The sequence below is a fragment of the Dinoroseobacter sp. PD6 genome (assembly GCF_028807315.1).
GTDB lineage: Bacteria > Pseudomonadota > Alphaproteobacteria > Rhodobacterales > Rhodobacteraceae > Dinoroseobacter > Dinoroseobacter shibae.
Map to the genome: position 1 here is coordinate 83735 of NZ_JARAMN010000004.1, position 17272 is coordinate 101006.

The 17272-nt window shown below is 68.8% G+C and carries 17 protein-coding genes; 9 read left to right on the top strand and 8 right to left on the bottom strand.

Going from position 1 to position 17272, the window contains the following annotated elements; genetic code table 11:
• The first annotated feature begins 185 nt into the window (after positions 1 to 185).
• The gene (gene denD, locus PVW48_RS08480) at positions 186 to 1130 is read left to right on the top strand and encodes a D-erythronate dehydrogenase (RefSeq protein WP_274581032.1); all 945 of its coding nucleotides are present in this window, start codon (positions 186 to 188) and stop codon (positions 1128 to 1130) included.
• Positions 1131 to 1133: 3 nt separating this feature from the next.
• Here the strand turns inward: denD and PVW48_RS08485 are convergent, their stop codons facing one another.
• The gene (locus PVW48_RS08485) at positions 1134 to 1916 is read right to left on the bottom strand and encodes a FadR/GntR family transcriptional regulator (RefSeq protein ID WP_012179709.1); all 783 of its coding nucleotides are present in this window, start codon (positions 1914 to 1916) and stop codon (positions 1134 to 1136) included.
• A 120-nt stretch (positions 1917 to 2036) separates the two neighbouring features.
• On the opposite strand from PVW48_RS08485, the gene PVW48_RS08490 reads away from it, so the two are divergent.
• A complete protein-coding gene (locus PVW48_RS08490; RefSeq protein WP_274581033.1) occupies positions 2037 to 2921 on the top strand; it encodes an NAD(P)-dependent oxidoreductase in 885 nt (294 codons plus the stop codon).
• A complete protein-coding gene (locus PVW48_RS08495) occupies positions 2918 to 4165 on the top strand; it encodes a glycerate kinase type-2 family protein (protein ID WP_274581034.1) in 1248 nt (415 codons plus the stop codon). The genes PVW48_RS08490 and PVW48_RS08495 overlap by 4 nt, the downstream gene beginning before the upstream one ends.
• Before the next feature lie 3 nt (positions 4166 to 4168).
• Here PVW48_RS08495 and PVW48_RS08500 read toward each other — a convergent pair whose 3' ends face one another.
• From PVW48_RS08500 to rbfA, 5 genes are all read right to left on the bottom strand, one after another.
• On the bottom strand, positions 4169 to 5185 hold the full coding sequence (locus PVW48_RS08500) for a glycosyltransferase family 2 protein (protein WP_274581035.1): 1017 nt from the start codon (positions 5183 to 5185) through the stop codon (positions 4169 to 4171).
• Positions 5186 to 5247: 62 nt separating this feature from the next.
• Positions 5248 to 6678, bottom strand: a complete 1431-nt coding sequence (locus PVW48_RS08505; protein ID WP_274581036.1) for a tannase/feruloyl esterase family alpha/beta hydrolase — start codon at positions 6676 to 6678, stop codon at positions 5248 to 5250.
• 122 nt (positions 6679 to 6800) lie between these two features.
• Entirely contained in the window at positions 6801 to 7079 is a 279-nt protein-coding gene (locus PVW48_RS08510) for a DUF1294 domain-containing protein (protein ID WP_012179704.1), read from the bottom strand.
• Positions 7079 to 7993 (bottom strand): tRNA pseudouridine(55) synthase TruB, encoded by a 915-nt coding sequence (gene truB, locus PVW48_RS08515; RefSeq protein ID WP_274581037.1) that lies wholly within the window; start codon positions 7991 to 7993, stop codon positions 7079 to 7081. Before truB ends, PVW48_RS08510 begins: the two co-directional genes overlap by 1 nt.
• 3 nt (positions 7994 to 7996) lie before the next feature.
• The gene (gene rbfA / locus PVW48_RS08520) at positions 7997 to 8404 is read right to left on the bottom strand and encodes a 30S ribosome-binding factor RbfA (RefSeq protein WP_012179702.1); all 408 of its coding nucleotides are present in this window, start codon (positions 8402 to 8404) and stop codon (positions 7997 to 7999) included.
• 118 nt (positions 8405 to 8522) lie between these two features.
• Between rbfA and dapB the strand changes: the two genes are divergently transcribed.
• Together dapB and PVW48_RS08530 are read left to right on the top strand one after the other, a co-directional pair.
• On the top strand, positions 8523 to 9332 hold the full coding sequence (dapB, locus tag PVW48_RS08525) for a 4-hydroxy-tetrahydrodipicolinate reductase (protein WP_274581038.1): 810 nt from the start codon (positions 8523 to 8525) through the stop codon (positions 9330 to 9332).
• 118 nt (positions 9333 to 9450) lie between these two features.
• The gene (locus PVW48_RS08530; protein ID WP_012179700.1) at positions 9451 to 9858 is read left to right on the top strand and encodes a BLUF domain-containing protein; all 408 of its coding nucleotides are present in this window, start codon (positions 9451 to 9453) and stop codon (positions 9856 to 9858) included.
• A gap of 3 nt (positions 9859 to 9861) precedes the next feature.
• Here PVW48_RS08530 and PVW48_RS08535 read toward each other — a convergent pair whose 3' ends face one another.
• Positions 9862 to 10500: a TetR/AcrR family transcriptional regulator gene (locus PVW48_RS08535; protein WP_274581039.1), complete on the bottom strand. Its 639-nt coding sequence runs from the start codon at positions 10498 to 10500 to the stop codon at positions 9862 to 9864.
• A 170-nt stretch (positions 10501 to 10670) separates the two neighbouring features.
• Here PVW48_RS08535 and PVW48_RS08540 point away from each other — a divergent pair, with 170 nt between their 5' ends.
• The 3 genes from PVW48_RS08540 to PVW48_RS08550 all read left to right on the top strand — a co-directional run bounded on the left by PVW48_RS08540 (position 10671) and on the right by PVW48_RS08550 (position 15607).
• Positions 10671 to 11879 (top strand): efflux RND transporter periplasmic adaptor subunit, encoded by a 1209-nt coding sequence (locus PVW48_RS08540; RefSeq protein ID WP_274581040.1) that lies wholly within the window; start codon positions 10671 to 10673, stop codon positions 11877 to 11879.
• Positions 11876 to 15109, top strand: coding sequence for an efflux RND transporter permease subunit (locus PVW48_RS08545; protein WP_274581041.1), 3234 nt, complete (start codon positions 11876 to 11878; stop codon positions 15107 to 15109). The genes PVW48_RS08540 and PVW48_RS08545 overlap by 4 nt, the downstream gene beginning before the upstream one ends.
• A gap of 102 nt (positions 15110 to 15211) precedes the next feature.
• The gene (locus PVW48_RS08550) at positions 15212 to 15607 is read left to right on the top strand and encodes a hypothetical protein (protein ID WP_012179696.1); all 396 of its coding nucleotides are present in this window, start codon (positions 15212 to 15214) and stop codon (positions 15605 to 15607) included.
• Positions 15608 to 15625: 18 nt separating this feature from the next.
• On the opposite strand, the gene PVW48_RS08555 is transcribed toward PVW48_RS08550, so the two are convergent.
• Positions 15626 to 15850 (bottom strand): DUF1674 domain-containing protein, encoded by a 225-nt coding sequence (locus PVW48_RS08555; protein WP_012179695.1) that lies wholly within the window; start codon positions 15848 to 15850, stop codon positions 15626 to 15628.
• Positions 15851 to 15953: 103 nt separating this feature from the next.
• On the opposite strand from PVW48_RS08555, the gene PVW48_RS08560 reads away from it, so the two are divergent.
• Complete coding sequence (locus PVW48_RS08560; protein WP_274581042.1) at positions 15954 to 17246, top strand: RsmB/NOP family class I SAM-dependent RNA methyltransferase; 1293 nt, start codon at positions 15954 to 15956, stop codon at positions 17244 to 17246.
• Positions 17247 to 17272 lie beyond the last annotated feature (26 nt).

The window sequence follows — 17272 nt, forward strand, 5'->3', positions numbered from 1 at the left end:
ACTTGCCCGACAAAAGTCCGACAGGTATCCGACGCCGATTTTTGTCGATTTTGGAGGGACTTATGCTCTTCTGCCGGTTTCACGCCCGCACGGCGGCATGGTCAAATCTGTAAAAAATTTACAGACACGGACGCCGCCCTGCTCTATCTCCCGAGGGCGATACCGACAGCACGGAGGAGGCACCCATGCGGGCCATGATCATCGGCGCGGCGGGCATGCTCGGCGCGAAACTCAGCACCCAAATAGCCCAAGGCGCCGTGCCCGGCATCACCGATCTGGTCCTTGTCGACCGGGTCGCGCCGGCCCCGGTCCCCGGCCTGCCCTGCCAATGCCTTGCCGCCGATCTCGGCGCGGCGGGCGCGGCGGCGGAACTTGCCGCCCTCGCCCCGGACCTGGTGTTCCATCTCGCCGCCGTGGTCTCAGGCCAGGCGGAGGCGGAATTCGACACCGGCTACGCGGTCAATCTCGATGCCTCGCGGGCCCTGTTCGAGGCGCTCCGGGCCTTGGAAACAAGGCCCCGCGTGGTCTTCGCATCGTCGCTTGCGGTCTACGGCCCGCCCTTCCCGGACGTGGTGCCCGAGGACTTCGTGCTGCGCCCGGCCTCCAGCTACGGCACGCAAAAGGCGATGGTCGAACTGCTGCTTGCCGACTACAGCCGCAAAGGGTTCCTGCGCGGCACCTCCCTGCGCCTGCCCACGGTGTCGATCCGCCCCGGCGCGCCCAATGCGGCCGCCTCGGGCTTTTTGTCGGGCATCCTGCGGGAGCCTTTGGCGGGGCAGGCTGCGAACTGCCCGGTGCCCGACGGCACGCGGGTCTGGATCGCCTCTCCGGACGTGACGGTGGCCGGGCTTGCCCATGCCGCCGCCCTCGACTGGGACCGGATCGCGCCGCACCCGGTGCTGAACCTGCGCGGGATCAGCGTGACCGTGGGCGAGATGCTCGCCGCGCTGGAGCAGCAGGCCGGACCCGACGCCCGCGCCCTGGTGAGCCGTAACCCGGACCCCGCCATCGCGCGGATCGTGCAGAGCTGGCCGGAGGCCTTCGTGACCGACACCGCCGCCGCGCTCGATTTCCCGGTGAACCCGGATTTCTCTGCGATTCTAAGGGAATATATCGACCAATACGCCTGAGGCTCAGCCCGCCTGCCCCAGGCTGTCGCGCAGGCGCGCATGGGGGGCGGCCTCGGTGCTGCCTTCCTCGGGCGCGTCCCACTGGGCCAGCAGGGTCCGGGCGAAATTGTCCAGATGGGCGTGCATGGCGGCGCGCGCGGCCTCCGGCGCGCCTTCGGTCAGCGCCTCGATGATCGCCTCGTGTTCGGCCACCAACTGCGGGCGCAGGTTGCTGTCGGCCACGGCACTCCGGATCGCGGTCCAGAGGGGGTTTTCGGTCTGGTCGCGCCAGAATTGCGCCGCCAGACGAGCCAGGACCGTGTTGCCCGCCGCCGTGGCGATCACCTCGTGGAACCGGGCGTCGGCTTCGGCGTCCCAGCCGCTCCCAGCGCTCTCCAGCGCCTGAAGGCAGCCCCAGAGCGTGTCGAGCTGTGCGGGCGTGATCGCTTGCGCGGCGAGCGCGGCCAGCTCCCCTTCGATCAGGCGCCTTGCCTCCAGCGCCTCGAACGGCCCCGGCACCGGGGCGACGGGCACCACGGCGGCGAGCTTCTGGTCCGCATCCTCCGCGACGGCACCGGGCGGGCCGAGCACATAGGCCCCGGACCCGAACCGCGTCTCGATATAGCCCTTCACCTCCAGCGCGATCAGCGCCTCGCGCAGGGTTGCGCGGCTGACGCCCAACTCTTCGACCAGCACCCGGTCGGGGGGCAGTTTCTCGCCGGTGGGAAAGACGCCTTCGGTGATCTTGCCGGCGATGGCTTCGGCCACGAGCCGGTAGCGGGGGGTCTGGGCGATGGGGTCGAACATGGGCGCTCCCGGGCTAGGCTTGCAGGCATTGACCGGAACGGGGCTGGCGCCCGACGCTCCGGTTGGCTACAGATTGTCTGACAATACTGCCGGGGGACCGGAACTCAAGGGAGAAGACCAATGGCGAAAGTGGCATTCATCGGGCTCGGGGTGATGGGGTATCCGATGGCGGGGCATCTCAAGGCGGCGGGCCACGAGGTGGTGGTCTATAACCGCACCACCGCCAAGGCCGAGGCCTGGGTCGCCCAGCACGGTGGCAGTCACGCCCTGACCCCGCGCGCCGCCGCCGAGGGGTGCGATTTCGTGATGACCTGTGTGGGCAACGATGACGACCTGCGCTCGGTCGTGTTCGGCGCGGAGGGCGCGCTCGCGGCGCTTGGCTCCGGCGCGATCCTGGTGGATCACACCACCGCCTCGGCCGAGGTCGCACGCGAGATCGCGGCCGCGGCCGCCGAGAAGGGCGTCGGCTTCGTCGACGGCCCGGTCTCCGGCGGGCAGGCGGGGGCGGAGAACGGCCAGCTTGCGGTGATGTGCGGCGGGACCGAGACCGACTATGCCCGGGCCAAGCCGGTGATGGACAGCTATGCCAAGGCCACGGACCTGTTCGGCGCGGCGGGCGCAGGGCAGCTCACGAAAATGGTCAACCAGCTCTGCATCGCCGGGTTGGTTCAGTCGATCTCGGAGGGGTTGTTCTTTGCCATGAAGGCCGGGCTCGACGCCAAGAAGGTGGCGCAACTGGTCAGCCAGGGCGCGGGCGGGTCGTGGCAATTGGCCAACCGGCACGAGACGATGATCGACAACGAGTTCGACCATGGCTTCGCCGTGGACTGGATGCGCAAGGACCTGGGCATCGCGCTCGATCAGGCCAAGGCGATGGGGGTCTCCCTGCCGGTGGCGGCGCTGGTCGATCAGTTCTACGGCGAGGTGCAGCAGATGGGCGGCGGGCGCTGGGATACCTCCAGCCTGATCCAGCGGTTCCGCAAGATGGACGGCCAGGACGTATGATCGCCGATCCGGAACCTTTCCTGCGCGGGCTGTTCCGGGCGGCGGTGGCGGCGGCGGATCCGGGCCTCGCGGTGCCGAACTTCCTGCCCGCCAAGCCCGCGGGGCGGGTGGTGGTGGTCGGGGCCGGGAAGGCCTCTGCCAGGATGGCGCAGGCGGTCGAGGCGGCCTGGGGCCCCTGCGAGGGGATCGTGATCGTCCCCTATGGCGGGGCGTTGCCGACCCAGGGCATCGAAATCGTCGAGGCGCGCCACCCGGTCCCCGATGCCGCCGGGGAGGCCGCGGCGGGCCGGGTCCTTGACCTCGTGTCGGGGTTGGGGGAGGGGGATCTCGCGCTTTGCCTGATCTCGGGCGGCGGCTCGGCATTGATGGCGGCGCCCGGCGAGGGGCTGACCCTGACCGACAAGCAGGCGGTGAACGAGGCGCTTTTGTCTTCGGGGGCGGCGATCGACGAGATGAACTGCCTGCGCAAGCATCTCAGCCGGATCAAGGGCGGGCGGCTCACGGTGGCGGCCTGGCCCGCGCGCACCGTGACGCTGACCATCTCGGACGTACCCGGGGACGATCCGGCGATCATCGCCTCGGGGCCGACGGTGGCGGACCCGACCACGGCGACCGAGGCGCGGGCGATTGCCGCGCGCTATCACCTGGCGCTGTCGGATGCGGTGGCGGCGTACCTGCAGACCCCGGCCGCGGAGACGCCCGACCCGTCGCACCCGGCCTTTGCCGCGGCCGAGTGCCACCTGATCGCCACGCCGCAGATGGCGCTGGCGGCGGCGGCGGCCACGGCCCGGGCCGAGGGGGTCACGCCCCTGATCCTGGGCGACGCGCTGGAGGGCGAGGCGGCGGAGCTGGGCATCGTTCTGGCCGGGATCGCGCGGGCCGCGGTGACCCATGGTCATCCGGTGACAGGGCCTGCGGTGCTTTTGTCGGGGGGCGAGACGACCGTCACGGTGCGGGGCGGTGCGGGCAGGGGCGGGCGCAATTCCGAGTGCCTGCTGAGCTTTGGGCTGCATGCGCCGGAGGGGGTGTCGGCCATTGCCTGCGACACCGACGGGATCGACGGGTCCGAGGACAACGCAGGCGCGCTCTGGGTGCCGCGCGTGGCAGCCCACAAGGCGGAGGCGCGGAAGTATCTGGAGGCGCATGACGCCTATTCGTTCTTCGAGAAGGCGGGGGGGCTGGTCGTCTCCGGCCCGACCCACACCAATGTCAACGATTTCCGGGCGGTGTATATCCCCGGCTGAGGCTCAGTTTCCCGTCGTCTTGACGTAGAGCTTCGAGGCGCGCCCGAAGAGCCGGGTCAGGCGTCCGGCGATCCAGCCTGCCTGCCGGAAGAGCGATACCAGCCCGTAGCTGCGCGTCACCGGCAGCGACAGGGCGATCAGGACCAGCGACAGCGCCTTGAGCGGCAGCAAAATCAGGATGCTGGTGGCCGCACTGGCCCATTTGCCTTCGGCAACTTTCTGGCCGAAGGAGGTGGCCGACTGGTCCCGGCCGCGCGTGTACTGATAGGGCAAGGTGAGCCGTTCGGGCGGGACGGTTTCATAAACGATGGCGGCAGGGGCCCAGCCGGTCTCGACCCCGTGGGCTCGGGCGTCGCGGAAGAACTTGGTGTCGGACCCGCCGGTGAATTGCAGCGCCTCGTCGAAGCGCAGGCCGAGGTCGCGCACCAGCCGCATGTCGCAAAGCCAGTTGTTCGTGACCACGGTCACCCGGTCGGCCTGCCCGGCCTTCATGCGGTCGACCGCGCGGGCCTCCTTGGTGGCGAAGCGTTTGACCATGCCATCGAAGACGGTTTTCTGGGGTCCGCTGAGAGGGGCCTGCGGCTCGGTCAGCCGCACGGGGCCGCCGATCAGCTCGGCCGTGCCGCCGCGCCAGGCGGCCACGATCTCGGTCAGCCAGTCGGGCGCCACGGTCTCGTCATCATCGACATAGAGCACCAGGTCCGCGCCGAGGGCGGCGGCCTCCACCAGCCCGCGATTGCGTGCCATGGGGATACCCGGCACGGTTTCCAGAACGGCGTGCAGAGGCCCGGGCAGCTTGTCCTCGAAGGCCGCGATCACCTCGGTACTCCGGGCGGTCTCGTCATTCTCGACCACGAGGAAGATCGGCGTGACGTTCTCCGGCACCTCCAGCGCGGCGTAGGAGCCAAGCAACCGCTCCAGCATCTTCGGCCTGCGCCTTGTGCAGGCGGCGACCACCACGGTCAGGGGCCGCGTGGCGCGGATCTCGGCGGGCAGGAGGGCGGAGGGTGACTGGCTCATGGGCGGACCCTAGGGGAGGGCATGATCGGTGCCAAGGGCCGGGCTTGCCCCCCCGGGGCTTGTCAGTTCGCGCTGAGGATGCTGGTGGGGGCGGTGCCGTCCGCCAGCCATGCCTCCAGCGGCGTCATCGGGTCGAGCCCGGCCTGGGTCAGACCGCTCGGCCCGGCGAGGATCCCGCAATGGTCGAGCCCCGGCACCATGAAGAGCGCCACGTTCTCGGCCAGCGTCTCCTCGCCGCCCGCGGCCTCCGCCGCCTTCTCGTACCAATCGACCGTTTTGTAGGGCGTGACGATCGCATCCGCCCAGCCGTGCCAGACGATCATCTTGCCGCCCGCGGCGCGGAACGCGCTCAGGTCCGGGCTGTCGGCGTTGTAGAAGCCCGCGGACCGGGACATCCGGGCGGGGTCGGTTTCAAAGTCGAAATCGGCGGCGGTCCAGCCATGGCCCGGGTCCTGGTCGAAGGCCATGTAGGCCCCGAAATTATCGGCGAAGGCACTCACGAGCCGCCCGCCCCCATCGGCGTTGCCGGTGAGCCACAGCCACCAGAACGGCTCGGACCCTTCGGGAATGCCGCCCGGGTAAAGCTGCTCTCCGGCGGCGTTCACCGGACCCTGCCGCCATTTGGCCAGCACGTCCAACTCCGCTTCGGTGAGGCAGTCATCGCCCGCTGCCCCGGTGCATTGCAGTCCCGACAGGTCGACCTCGCAGGCGCGCGGGTCGGCGATCACCCCGTCCTCGGCCCCGTCCACGGCGTCGCATTGGGCCATCACCGCGTCGCCGATCAGCCCGTCCTTGCCGGGGCCGAGGATCGGGTTGCCGTCCGCATCGAGGTTCACCTGCATCAGATAGGACATCTTGGTGCCTACCAGATCGGTGTAATTCATCGCGGGCGCGCCGGAGATGATGCCGTCGAACATCTCCGGGAACCGTTGCGCAGCCATATGGGCCATGCGCCCGCCGGTGGAACAGCCCTGGAAAATCTCCTGCTCCGAGCCGCTGCCATAGAAGACCTCCAGCATCACCTGCGCCACCCGGTGGGTTTCCGAGATCGAGCGATAGCCCCAGTCGCGCTCCGCATGGGGGTTGTTGTCGGCCCAGGCGGCGTCCACGACCGACAGCCCATGGTGCCCGCTGTCGGAGGTCGCCGTGGCATAGCCCCGCTCCAGCCCCGGGCGCATGGCGTTGATCCAGCCCGCGCTGGCATCGGCCCGGCCCAGGATGCCGCAGAACCCGCCGCAGCCTGCCTGGTAATACTTGCCGTTCCAGCCCGAGAGCGGCAGGCGCACCTCGATCGAGATGGCGGGCAGCGCGGTGGCGCGCACCTCGCAATACTCCGGCAGGGTCTCGGCGGCGGGGATCACCCGGGCGGAGGTGACATGGCCGCCGGAAAACACCGTGTTGCGCAGCCCTTCGCAGGTGGCGGCATCGGTGGCGAGGGCCGTGGTGACGCTGGCCCCGAGCAGGACGGTGGACAGGAAAATCGCGGCGCGCATGGGCACCTCCCTCGTGCTGTTGGACAGGATGCACGGCCTCTGGCGGGCCGTTGCTGTCCAGTGTTGCCAATGTCACGCGGTGAGGGAAGGGCAAACCTCGAACGCCCCGGAAAAAGCCGGGGCTACTGCGCGAGGTAGAGGGCGAGCGCGGCGTGCGCGACAAGGATGCCGGTCAGGATATGCCTAAAGCCGGGCTTGACGCTCTTGTGGCGGAACACGATCTGCCCGAGCTTTGCGCCCAGGCTGCCGCCGATGATCGCCAGCAGGATCAGGCGGCGTTCCTCGATCCGGGCGCCGCCCTGCACCGCCTGCCGCTTGTCCAGCCCGAAAAGGGCGAAGGCCCCGACATTCAGAAGCAGCAGCGCCAGCCAGACCGGCACGTTCGGGAGAAGGTCGTCCATCACAAGGCTCCGTGTTGGAACACGCGGGTGGGGTGCAATTCCCCGGCGCGGTAGGTGCCCACGGCCACGGCCGCGCCGTTATACGAGGCCCAGGCGGTCTCGCCATATTCCGCGTCCGAGGCGCGCACCATGCCCGGGTTGCCGTTGCGCATCCGCGCCGCCCCCTCGGGGGTGCAGGGCAATTCCGGCAGGTCTGCAAGCCCGGTTTCCACGGGCATCAGGTGAGCGTCGAGTGCGGGGTCCTTGGCCAGGTCTTCAAGCGTCTCCAACGCGGTCGCATCGGAGAGCTCGAAAGGCCCCGACCAGGTGCGGCGCAGGGATTTGACATGGCCGAAGCAGCCGAGCGCACGGCCCAGGTCGCGAGCGATGGACCGGACATAGCCGCCCTTGCCGCAGACCATCTCGAGCGTGACGTGGTCGGGGTCGGGGCGGGCGATGAAGGTGAGGCTGTCGACATAGAGCGGGCGGGCCGCAATCTCCATCTCTTGCCCGGCGCGGGCGCGGGCATAGGCACGCTCCCCATCGATCTTCACGGCCGAGAATTGCGGCGGAACCTGAAGGATGTCGCCTTCGAAGGGGGGCAGGGCGGCGCGGATCTCGTCATCGGAGGGGCGCGCATCGCTGGTCTCGGTCACCTCTCCCTCGCCGTCATCGGTGTTGGTGGCTTGGCCCAGCCGCACGGTGAATTCGTAGGCCTTCAGCGCGTCGGTCACGAAGGGGACGGTCTTGGTCGCCTCGCCGAGTGCTATGGCCAGAACGCCCGTCGCCTCGGGGTCGAGGGTGCCCGCATGGCCCGCCTTCTGCGCATCGAAGGCCCAGCGGACCTTGCCCACCACCGCGTTGGAGCTCAGTCCCGCGGGTTTGTCGATCACGATCCAGCCGGAGACCGCGCGGCCCTTCTTGCGCCGTCCCATGGCTCAGTCCTCGTCCGGCTTGTCGAGATCCTGCCGGACGTGATCCTGGCTCAGCAGTCGCCGGGTTTCGTCCATCCGGTCGAAGGTCTCGTCGATCTGGAACCGCAGCTCGGGCGAGAATTTCAGGGTCAGCTCCTTGCTGACCGCGCGGCGCAGCTCGTGCCGGTTGCGGCGCAGGGCATCGAGTGCGTCCTGTGCCCCGTGCCCGCCCAGCGGCAGCACATAGGCGGTCGCCACCTTCAGGTCCGGGGAGGTCCGAACCTCGCCCACGGTGATCGACATCCGGTTCAGGTCCGGGTCGTGGATATCGCCCTGGTTCAGCACCGAAGACAGGGTGCGCCGGATCAACTCCCCCACGCGCAACTGGCGCTGGGACGGGCCGGAGCCGGTATCAAATCGCGAACGTGCCATGGTGGGGATCCTTTCGAGCCGCCCGTGTACCCGCCCCGCGCGCCCCATGCAACACGTGCGTTTGCGCGGGACGCCGCGTCGCGCTAGGAGGGGCGGGACAGACCGAAGGGGACACAAGATGAGCGATGTGCCGGGGATCGTGGTGACAGGGGGCTCTGGCCGGATGGGCCGGATGCTGATCGAGACGGTGCGTGGGTCGGACGCGGCACGGCTGGTGGGCGTGACCGAGCGGCCCGGCCATGACTGGATCGGTGCGGATATCGGCGTGGCGCTGGGCGGGGCGCCGATCGGGGTGACCGTGACCGACGACCCGCTGGAGGCGTTCGCGACCGCACAGGCGGTCATCGATTTCACCTCCCCCGCCGCGACCGTGGCCCATGCGGAGCTGACCGCCCAGGCCCGCGCGGTGCATGTCATCGGCACTACCGGGTTTTCGCCCGCGGATCTCGCCCATCTGGAGGCGGCTGCGCGCCATGCGGTGATCGTGCGGGCGGGCAACATGAGCCTCGGCGTCAACCTGCTCGTGAAGCTGACCGAGAAGGTCGCGGCGGCGCTCGATGCGGATTACGACATCGAGGTGATCGAGGCCCATCACCGCCACAAGGTCGATGCGCCTTCGGGCACGGCCCTGATGCTCGGCGAGGCGGCGGCAGCGGGCCGGGGCGTCGCGCTGGCGGATGTCTCCGACCGGGGCCGCGACGGGATCACCGGGGAACGCAAGCGGGGCGATATCGGCTTTTCGGCCATCCGGGGCGGCGACATCGTGGGCGAGCATGATGTGCTGTTTGCCGCCGAGGGCGAGCGGATCACCCTGCGCCACGTGGCGTCGGACCGCTCGGTCTTCGCGCGCGGGGCGCTGAAGGCGGCGCTTTGGGGGCAGGACAAGGGGCCGGGCGCCTATGACATGATGGATGTGCTCGGTCTTTGAGCATGGGCGCGGCCCGGCGGGGCCGTTCGCCACTCAAGCCGCGCATTTCCCGAGGCGTTGTGTTAGTGTGCCCCAGCGGGGCTCACAGGCTGCGCGAGCAGCGCAGGAGCCCGCGCAGATGTCCCTGATCCAGATCGCCTATGTCTCCCGCCCGTTCGGTTACGACGCCGCGGCGCTTGCAGGCATCCTCGTGGATGCACGGGCGCGCAACCGGCAGGACAACCTGACCGGTGCGCTGATCTGTCGGGCGGATCTCTATTGCCAGCTGCTCGAAGGTCCCGAGCAGGCGGTACAGGCCTGTTTTGCCCGCATCGCCCGCGACGACCGCCACCTGGAGGTGCGCAAGCTTGCCACCCTGCCGATCAGCGACCGGCTCTTTCCAGGCTGGGACATGCGCCATGACCCGGCGGAGTCGTGGATGTGGAGCCGGGAAGAGACCACTGCCGGGCACGTGGAAAGCGCAACCGCTCTCGATATCCTTGCGGTGTTCCGCAAGCTGGCGGCCGGGCGCGGCGCGCCGGAATAGGGCTCAGGCCTTCAGCCCGTTCAGCACCAGGTCCAGGTGGCCTTCGAAATAGCGGTCCATGTCGATCGGCTCGTTCTCGGCGAAGGTCATGCCCCAGATCGCGGCCATCAGGCCCGGGGCCATCACCAGGCGCGGAAACTCGCGAATCGGGCCGTCGCGAAACTCCCCCCGGTCGATGCCGCGCTGCACCACCCGGTCGAGTACGGTCATGCCCGGACGGATGCCCTTTTCGTAGTAGAGCGTCCTGATCTCGGGAAACTGATGCCCCTCGCCGATGATGATCCGCATCAGCAGACGTGTATCGGACAGCACGATGTTCTCGTACATCTGTCGCAGCATCCCGCGCAGCAGCGCCTCGGTCGGCCCCTCGAACCCGTCCACAAGGTCGCCCACACGCGACAGCGCGGCGCTGACCTTGGCCTCGATCACGGCCTGGAACAGGGCCTGCTTGTTGGGAAAATACAGATAGACCGTGCCCTTGGCGATTCCGGCCTCGCGGGCGACCTCGTCCACCCGCGCCTTGCCGTAGCCATGGGCGCAGAACACCTTGAAGGCGGCCTCGACGATCTCGGCCGGGCGCGCGTCCTTGCGGCGACGCCGCGGCGGGGCGGCGGAATTCGGTGCGTCTGTCAGGTCGGTCATGTCCTTTCCTTCCTTCGCGGCGTTGCGGTCGCCGGGCACATATGCCTTCCGCACAGCCCCTGTGTTCCAACGCACGTAAAAATGACTACTGGGTCAGTTTGGCACTTGATTTAATGACGCGCAAGTCATTAAGTCGAGGCAACCCCAAGCCGCCGCCGGAGGTCGAACCCATGTCGCGCCCGTTTTCCCTGCTCAAGGACCTGTTCTGGATCGTGTTCTCGGTGGGCCTCGTGGGTGGGGGCGTTCTGGGCTTCCAGTATCTTGGCGCGAACCGGGACGTGGTCGCGCCGCAGCCAGTGGAGCGGCCCGTGGCGCTTGTGGCGACCGAGGTGCTGACCCCCTATGACGGGGCCTTGCCGATCCGGGGAGAGGGCTTCATCACCCCGTTCCGGCAGGTGGCCCTGTCGTCCCAGACCCAAGGCCGGATCGTGACGCTGCATCCGGCCATCGACACCCGCGGGGCCTTTGCCGAGGGCGATATCCTCGTGCAACTCGACGAGCGCGCGGCGCAGGCGGCCCTGGCCCAGACCGATGCCAATATCGCCTCCACCCAGGCGCGGCTCGATCTGGTGGTCTCGCAGCTGGCGCGGGGCGAGACCCTGCGCGAACGGGGCATCATCTCGCAAGAGGCGCTCGATTCGCTTCTCAGCCAGCAGTCGGAGCTGACCGCGACCCTCGACAGCCTGCGGGCGGCGCGGGAAACCGCGCTTGTCACCCTGGACAACGCGCGGATCGCAGCCCCGTTTGCGGGGCGCGTGCTGCGCAAGACCGCCGAGATCGGCGCCGTGGTCAGCCCGGGCCAGGAGATCGCGGTGCTCTACAGCGATGGCGCGCTGGAGGTGACCGTCCCGCTGCGCCAGGCGGATGCCGCGCTGATCCCGGGCCTGTTCGAAGGTGCGGCGGTCCCGGCCGAGGTCCATGCGCGTTTCGCCGGGCAGGATGTGACCTGGGCGGCGGAGGTCGCCCGCGTGGACGCCGCGCTCGACAGCCGGACACGGTCGCTCAACGTCACCGTGCGGCTCAAGGCGCAGACCGGGGCGACCGCCGCGGGGGCGCTGCCGTCGGGCGCGCCACCGGCGCTGATCAACGCGTTTGCCAATGTCACCATCAGCGGGGCCGAGGTGCCGAGCGCCTATGCGATCCCCTCCACCGCCCTGCGAGATGGCGGCGCGATCTGGCTCTATGACGCCGGGGCGCTTGCCGTTGTGCCCGCCGCGTTGATCCACGTGGATGGCGAGCAGAGCTTCGTGCGGCTGGGCGCGCTGCCCGAAGGGGCGGAGTTGATCACCAGCCCGCTCGACACGGCGGTGGCGGGCATGGCGCTGCGCCGCGCGGCGGTGGCCGAACGCACCGCCGCCCTGACGGAGCAGCCCCGATGAACCCGGTGATCAAATGGATGACCGAACACCCGGTCGCCGCGAACCTGACCATGGTGCTGGTGCTTGTGGTCGGGCTTCTGAGCCTGTTCGCCATCCCGCAGAAGACCTTTCCGGACTTCACCCTCGAAGTGGTCGATATCCGCGTGGTCTATCCCGGGGCCTCCCCGGGCGAGATCGAGCAGAGCATCATCCGCCCGATCGAGGACCAGATCAGCGGCATCGACGGCGTGGACGAGGTCACCGCCACGGCGCGCGAAGGCTCCGGCCAGGTGTCGGTGGCCCTGCTGCTGGGGGCGGACGTGGCCGAGAAGCTCGACGAGGTGAAGACCGAGATCGACCGCATCACCACCTTCCCCGAGGATGCCGAGGAGCCGACCGTCACCCAACGCTCCAACCGCTCCCGCGCTCTGGAGATCGCGATTCACGGCCCGGTGCCGGAACAGGTGCTGAAGGAAGAGGCCGAGCGGCTCAAATCCGAGCTGACCCAGCTGCCCTCGGTGTCCTTTGTCGAAACGGCGAACCTGCGCGATTACGAGATTTCCATCGAGGTGGACCGCGACACGCTCAATGCCTATGGGCTGACACTCGCGCAGGTCAGCCAGATCGTCGCTGCGAATTCGCTGGAACTGCCGGGAGGCGAGATCGAAACCGCGACCCTGTCGATCCCCCTGCGCACGCTCGGGCGGAACTACACCCGCGCCGATTTCGAGAACATCGTGGTGCTGACCAATGATGCAGGCGCCAAGGTGTTTCTGCGCGACATCGCGACGGTGATCGACGGGTTCGAGGACAGCGATATCTCCGCCCGGTTCGGCGGCAACCCGTCGGCCACGGTCAACGTGTTCCGCGTGGGCGACGAGCAGCTTCTGGATATCGTGGCGGATGTGAAGGTGCATCTGGACGAGAGTTTCCGCGCCTCCCTGCCGGCAGGGGTCGACGTGACCCTCTGGCAGAACGATGCGGACGAGTTGCAGAGCCGGCTCGACCTGCTGATCGAGAACGCGGTGCTGGGCCTGGCGTTGGTGGTGCTGTGCCTGACGCTGTTTCTCGATTTCCGGCTGGCCTTCTGGGCGGCGGCGGGGATCGCGGTCGCCTTTGCCGCCAGTTTTGCGGTGCTGAACACCATCGGCATGTCGATCAACATGATCTCGCTCTTTGGCTTCATCCTGGCCATCGGGATCGTGGTGGATAATGCCATCGTGATCGGAGAGAACATCTACAAGAACGGCGAGGCGGGGCTGAGCCCCATGGAGGCCGCCGTCAAGGGCACCCAGCGCGTGGCGGTGCCGGTGGTGTTCTCGGCGCTCACCACGGTGGTGGCGTTCATGCCGCTCTTCGAGATGCCGGGCACGCTGGGCAAGTTCCTGGGCGATATTCCGGCGGTGGTGATCATAGTGCTGCTCTTGAGCCTGTTGCAGGCGCTCTTCATCCTGCCGCGCAACCTCAGCCGTTTGGACGTGTCGCCGAGCTATCGCCCCAATATCGTGCTGCGCGGGCTGAACGCGGTGCGCCGGGTGATCGACCGGGGCCTGCAATGGTTCATCGCCCGGCCCTTCGACGCGGCGCTGCGGTTTGCCACGCGCTACTGGCTGGTGCCCATCGGGGCGGTGATCGGCATGATGATCGTGACCGTCGGGTTGCTGGCCCATGGATATGTGAAGTTCAATTTCTTCCCGGCGATCGACGGCAAGTTCGTCACCGCCAATATCGAGATGGTCGACGGCACCACCTTCGATCGCACCGAAACCGTGGCCGAGCAGGTCCGTCTCGCCGCCGTGCGGGCGGGCGACCGGATCGCGGCGAACCTGCCCATGGACGAGGCGGCGGTGGTCGAGAATATCGCCGTTGTGATCGGGCAGGGCGCCGGGGGCGGTGGTCCTGCGGGCGGCACGGCCACGACGGGGGCGACCTTGGCCAACGTGGTGGTGCGCGTCACCGATCCCGAGCTGCGCGACTGGCCGACCCGGGATTACGTCGCCGCCTGGCGCGACGAGATCGGCGATATCGCCGGGATCAAGGTGCTCGATGTGTCGTCGGCCCTGATCGACGCGGGCGATGCCATCGCGGTGGAGCTGTCCTTGCCCGACGGCCAGGACATTGCGCCGGTGGTGGACGCATTGCGCGAGGGGCTGCGGGGTATTCCCGGTGTGTTTTCGATCCGCGATGACCTGTCGGCCGGGCGGCTGGAGTACAAGCTGTCCCTGCGCGAGGATGCCCGTATCTACGGCGTGACCCTGTCGGACCTGGCCAGTCAGATGCGCAACGGCTTCTTCGGGATCGAGGCGACGCGGGTGCAGCGCGGCCGGGACGATGTGCGGGTCTTCGTGCGCCTGCCCGCGAACCAGCGTGACAGCCTCGCGGACCTTCTGGACTTCAAGATCCGCACCGCCGCGGGCGACCTGATCGCGCTGGGCGATGTGGCCGAGATCACCGAGGGGCTTGCCCCCACCGAGATCCTGCGCCGCAACGCCCGCACCATCACCACGGTCACCGCCGATGTGGATGCCTCGGTCATCACGTCCAGCGAGGCCAACGCGCTGATCACCGCCGAGCTGATCCCGCCCCTCGCGGCGCGTTACGAAGGCCTGATCGTGGAATTCGGCGGCGAACAGCGCACCCAGGGCGATGCAGGCACGGCCCTGGGCAAGGCGCTGGCCGTGGCGCTCTTCGTGATCTTCGCGCTGCTGGCGCTTGTGTTCCGGTCTTACGTGCAGCCGCTGGTGGTGATGGTCGCGATCCCGCTGGGTCTGATCGGGGCAGTGATGGGGCACATGATCATGGGGCTGCCCCTGACGATCCTGTCGATCTTCGGGATCATCGGGCTGGCCGGTGTGGTGATCAACAACTCCCTGGTGATGATCGACCTCTACAATGAGTATCTGGACAAGGGCCACGCCCTGCGCGCCGCGGTGATAGAGGGCACGAAGGACCGGTTCCGGCCGATCCTGCTGACCTCGCTCACGACCTTCCTCGGGGTCTTTCCGCTGATCATGGAAACCTCGCTGCAGGCGCAGTTCCTGATCCCGCTGGCGGTGTCCATCGGCTACGGGGTGCTCTTCGGCACGGCGATCATCCTGCTGGCGGTTCCGGCGGTGTTCATCGCACAAGCCCGGGCGTTCGACCTGGTAGCGCGGCTCTTCAGAGCGGCCGCGCCGCCGCTGCCCGAACCCGCACCCGCACCGGACCCCTCGCCCGCGTCCCGTCTCGCTTCGGTCCGGGCGGCGGAATAGCGCCGAGTGCGGCAGAACTCACGGTCCCGTGACGGGAAAAGTCATCCAGACGGCACATCTTTGCGTAATCCTGATGAATCACCCGCGTGAAGGAGCAAAAACATGGGTTTCCAGAAGCCTCTGACGGCCTTGGCGGCGATGGCCGCAGCACTTGTGCTCGGCACGCCCAGCCTGGCCAGTGACGACTTCCAGCGCGTGCAGAGCGAAACCGAATTCGTGGAGATCGTCGCCGGGCGCGAACTGGCAATTGTGCGGCCTTTCTACCTGCGCAATGCCATCAAGCTGCAGGTCCGCCCCGAGGGGGAGATTGCCGGGACCGCCCTGCGCAAGCCGGTGACCGGCGCGTGGAGCTGGCAGAATGGGTATTTCTGTCGCGAGATGACCTATGGCGACAACTCCATCGCGCCGAATTGTCAGCTTGTCGCCGTGAAAGGTGATGAGGTGCGGTTCATCGCAGACCAGGGGGCGGGCGATCGGGCGGATTTCCGGCTCGACTGACCCCGACGGGCTGCGCGATCAGAAATCGATCGCGATGCCCTTTTTCTCCCAATCCCCATAGCGCACGGGTTCTGGCCCGTTCCGACCGCCAAGCTCGGGGGGAAACTCCCGGGCTTTTTCCTTGGCCTTGCGCGCATCGGCTTCTGCGAGCGCCCGGCGCGCGGGTTCTGGCAGGGCTGCGCGGCGCGCGGCTTCCTCCGGGCTGAGGGCCGGGGGCTGGTCGGGTGTTTCGCTGTCGGTCATGGCAGGGCTCCGTCTCGGGGCGTGGGCTGCTTGTCTCGCGCCTAGGGTTGATATACCCCCGCGCGATCCGCAGACAAGCGCGGTGCAACAAGGAGACGCAGCCGTGGCCACCCCCGCCCTCGATCCCGCACGGGCCGCCGCCCTGGCCCTTTTGGCGGGTGTTCTGTCCGAGCGCATGTCCCTGGCCGACCAGACCGCCCACCCCAAGGGGCCCTTCGCGGATTGTGCCCCGGCGGAGCGTGCCCGGGCGCAGCGGCTGGCCACCGGCGTGCTGCGCCACCTGCGGACCTGCGACCAGATGCTCGGGCCGCACCTGCGCATGCCGCCCTATCCCGCGATCCACAATATCCTGCGGCTCGGCGCCTATGAGCTCTGCGCGCTGGGCGAGGCGCCGCATGGGGTCGTCCATGCCGCGGTCGACCTGGCTAGGGCCGAGGACCCGCAAAGCCGTGCACCGGGGCTGGTCAACGCGGTGCTGCGCAAGGTCGCCGATCTCGGCCCCGCGCTTTGGGCCGCGGCCCCGCCCGCGCAACTGCCCAAGCCGTTCCGCAAGGGGTTGGTCAAGATTTGGGGCAACAAGACCGTTACCGGTTTCGAGGCCGCCCACGGGGCGGGGGCGCCACTGGACCTGACCCTGCGCGATCCGTCCGAAGCCGCGCTCTGGGCTGATCGGCTCGGGGCGGTGGTGCTGCCCACGGAGGGGCTGCGCCTGTCCGATGCGGGGCAGGTCAGCCAACTGCCGGGCTATGCCGAGGGCGCGTGGTGGGTGCAGGATGCCGCGGCGAGCCTGCCCGCGCGTGCGCTCGGGCCCGTGGCCGGGGCGCGGGTGCTGGACCTGTGCGCGGCACCGGGGGGCAAGACCCTGCAACTGGCCGCGGCGGGGGCGCAGGTTACTGCGCTCGATATCTCGGGCGCACGTGTGGCGCGGCTGCGGGAGAACCTGGCTCGAACGGGGCTGGCGGCGAAGGTCGTGATCGCGGACGGGCTGACCTATGCCGCCGAAACGCCGTTCGATGCGATCCTGCTCGATGCGCCTTGCTCGGCCACGGGGACGATCCGGCGGCACCCGGATCTGCCCTTCCTGCGCGACCTGAGCGATCTGTCGGACCTGACGGCGTTGCAGGCCGGTTTGATCGACCGGGCGGTGGGGCTCTTGCGGCCCGGTGGGCGCCTGGTCTTTGCCACCTGTTCGCTCTTGCCTGCCGAGGGGGAAGACCAGGTCGCCGCGGCGCTGGCGCGCCATCCGGGCCTGGCGCAAGTGCCGCTGAGCGACCTGGCCGGTAGCGCGGCGGAGTGGCTGACCGACACGGGCGCCCTGCGCCTGCGACCGGATTTCTGGGCCGAGCGCGGCGGGCTGGACGGGTTCTTCATCGCGGCGCTCGCAAAACCGGGGTGAGGCGCGTTTTGGCCATGACTCGGGGT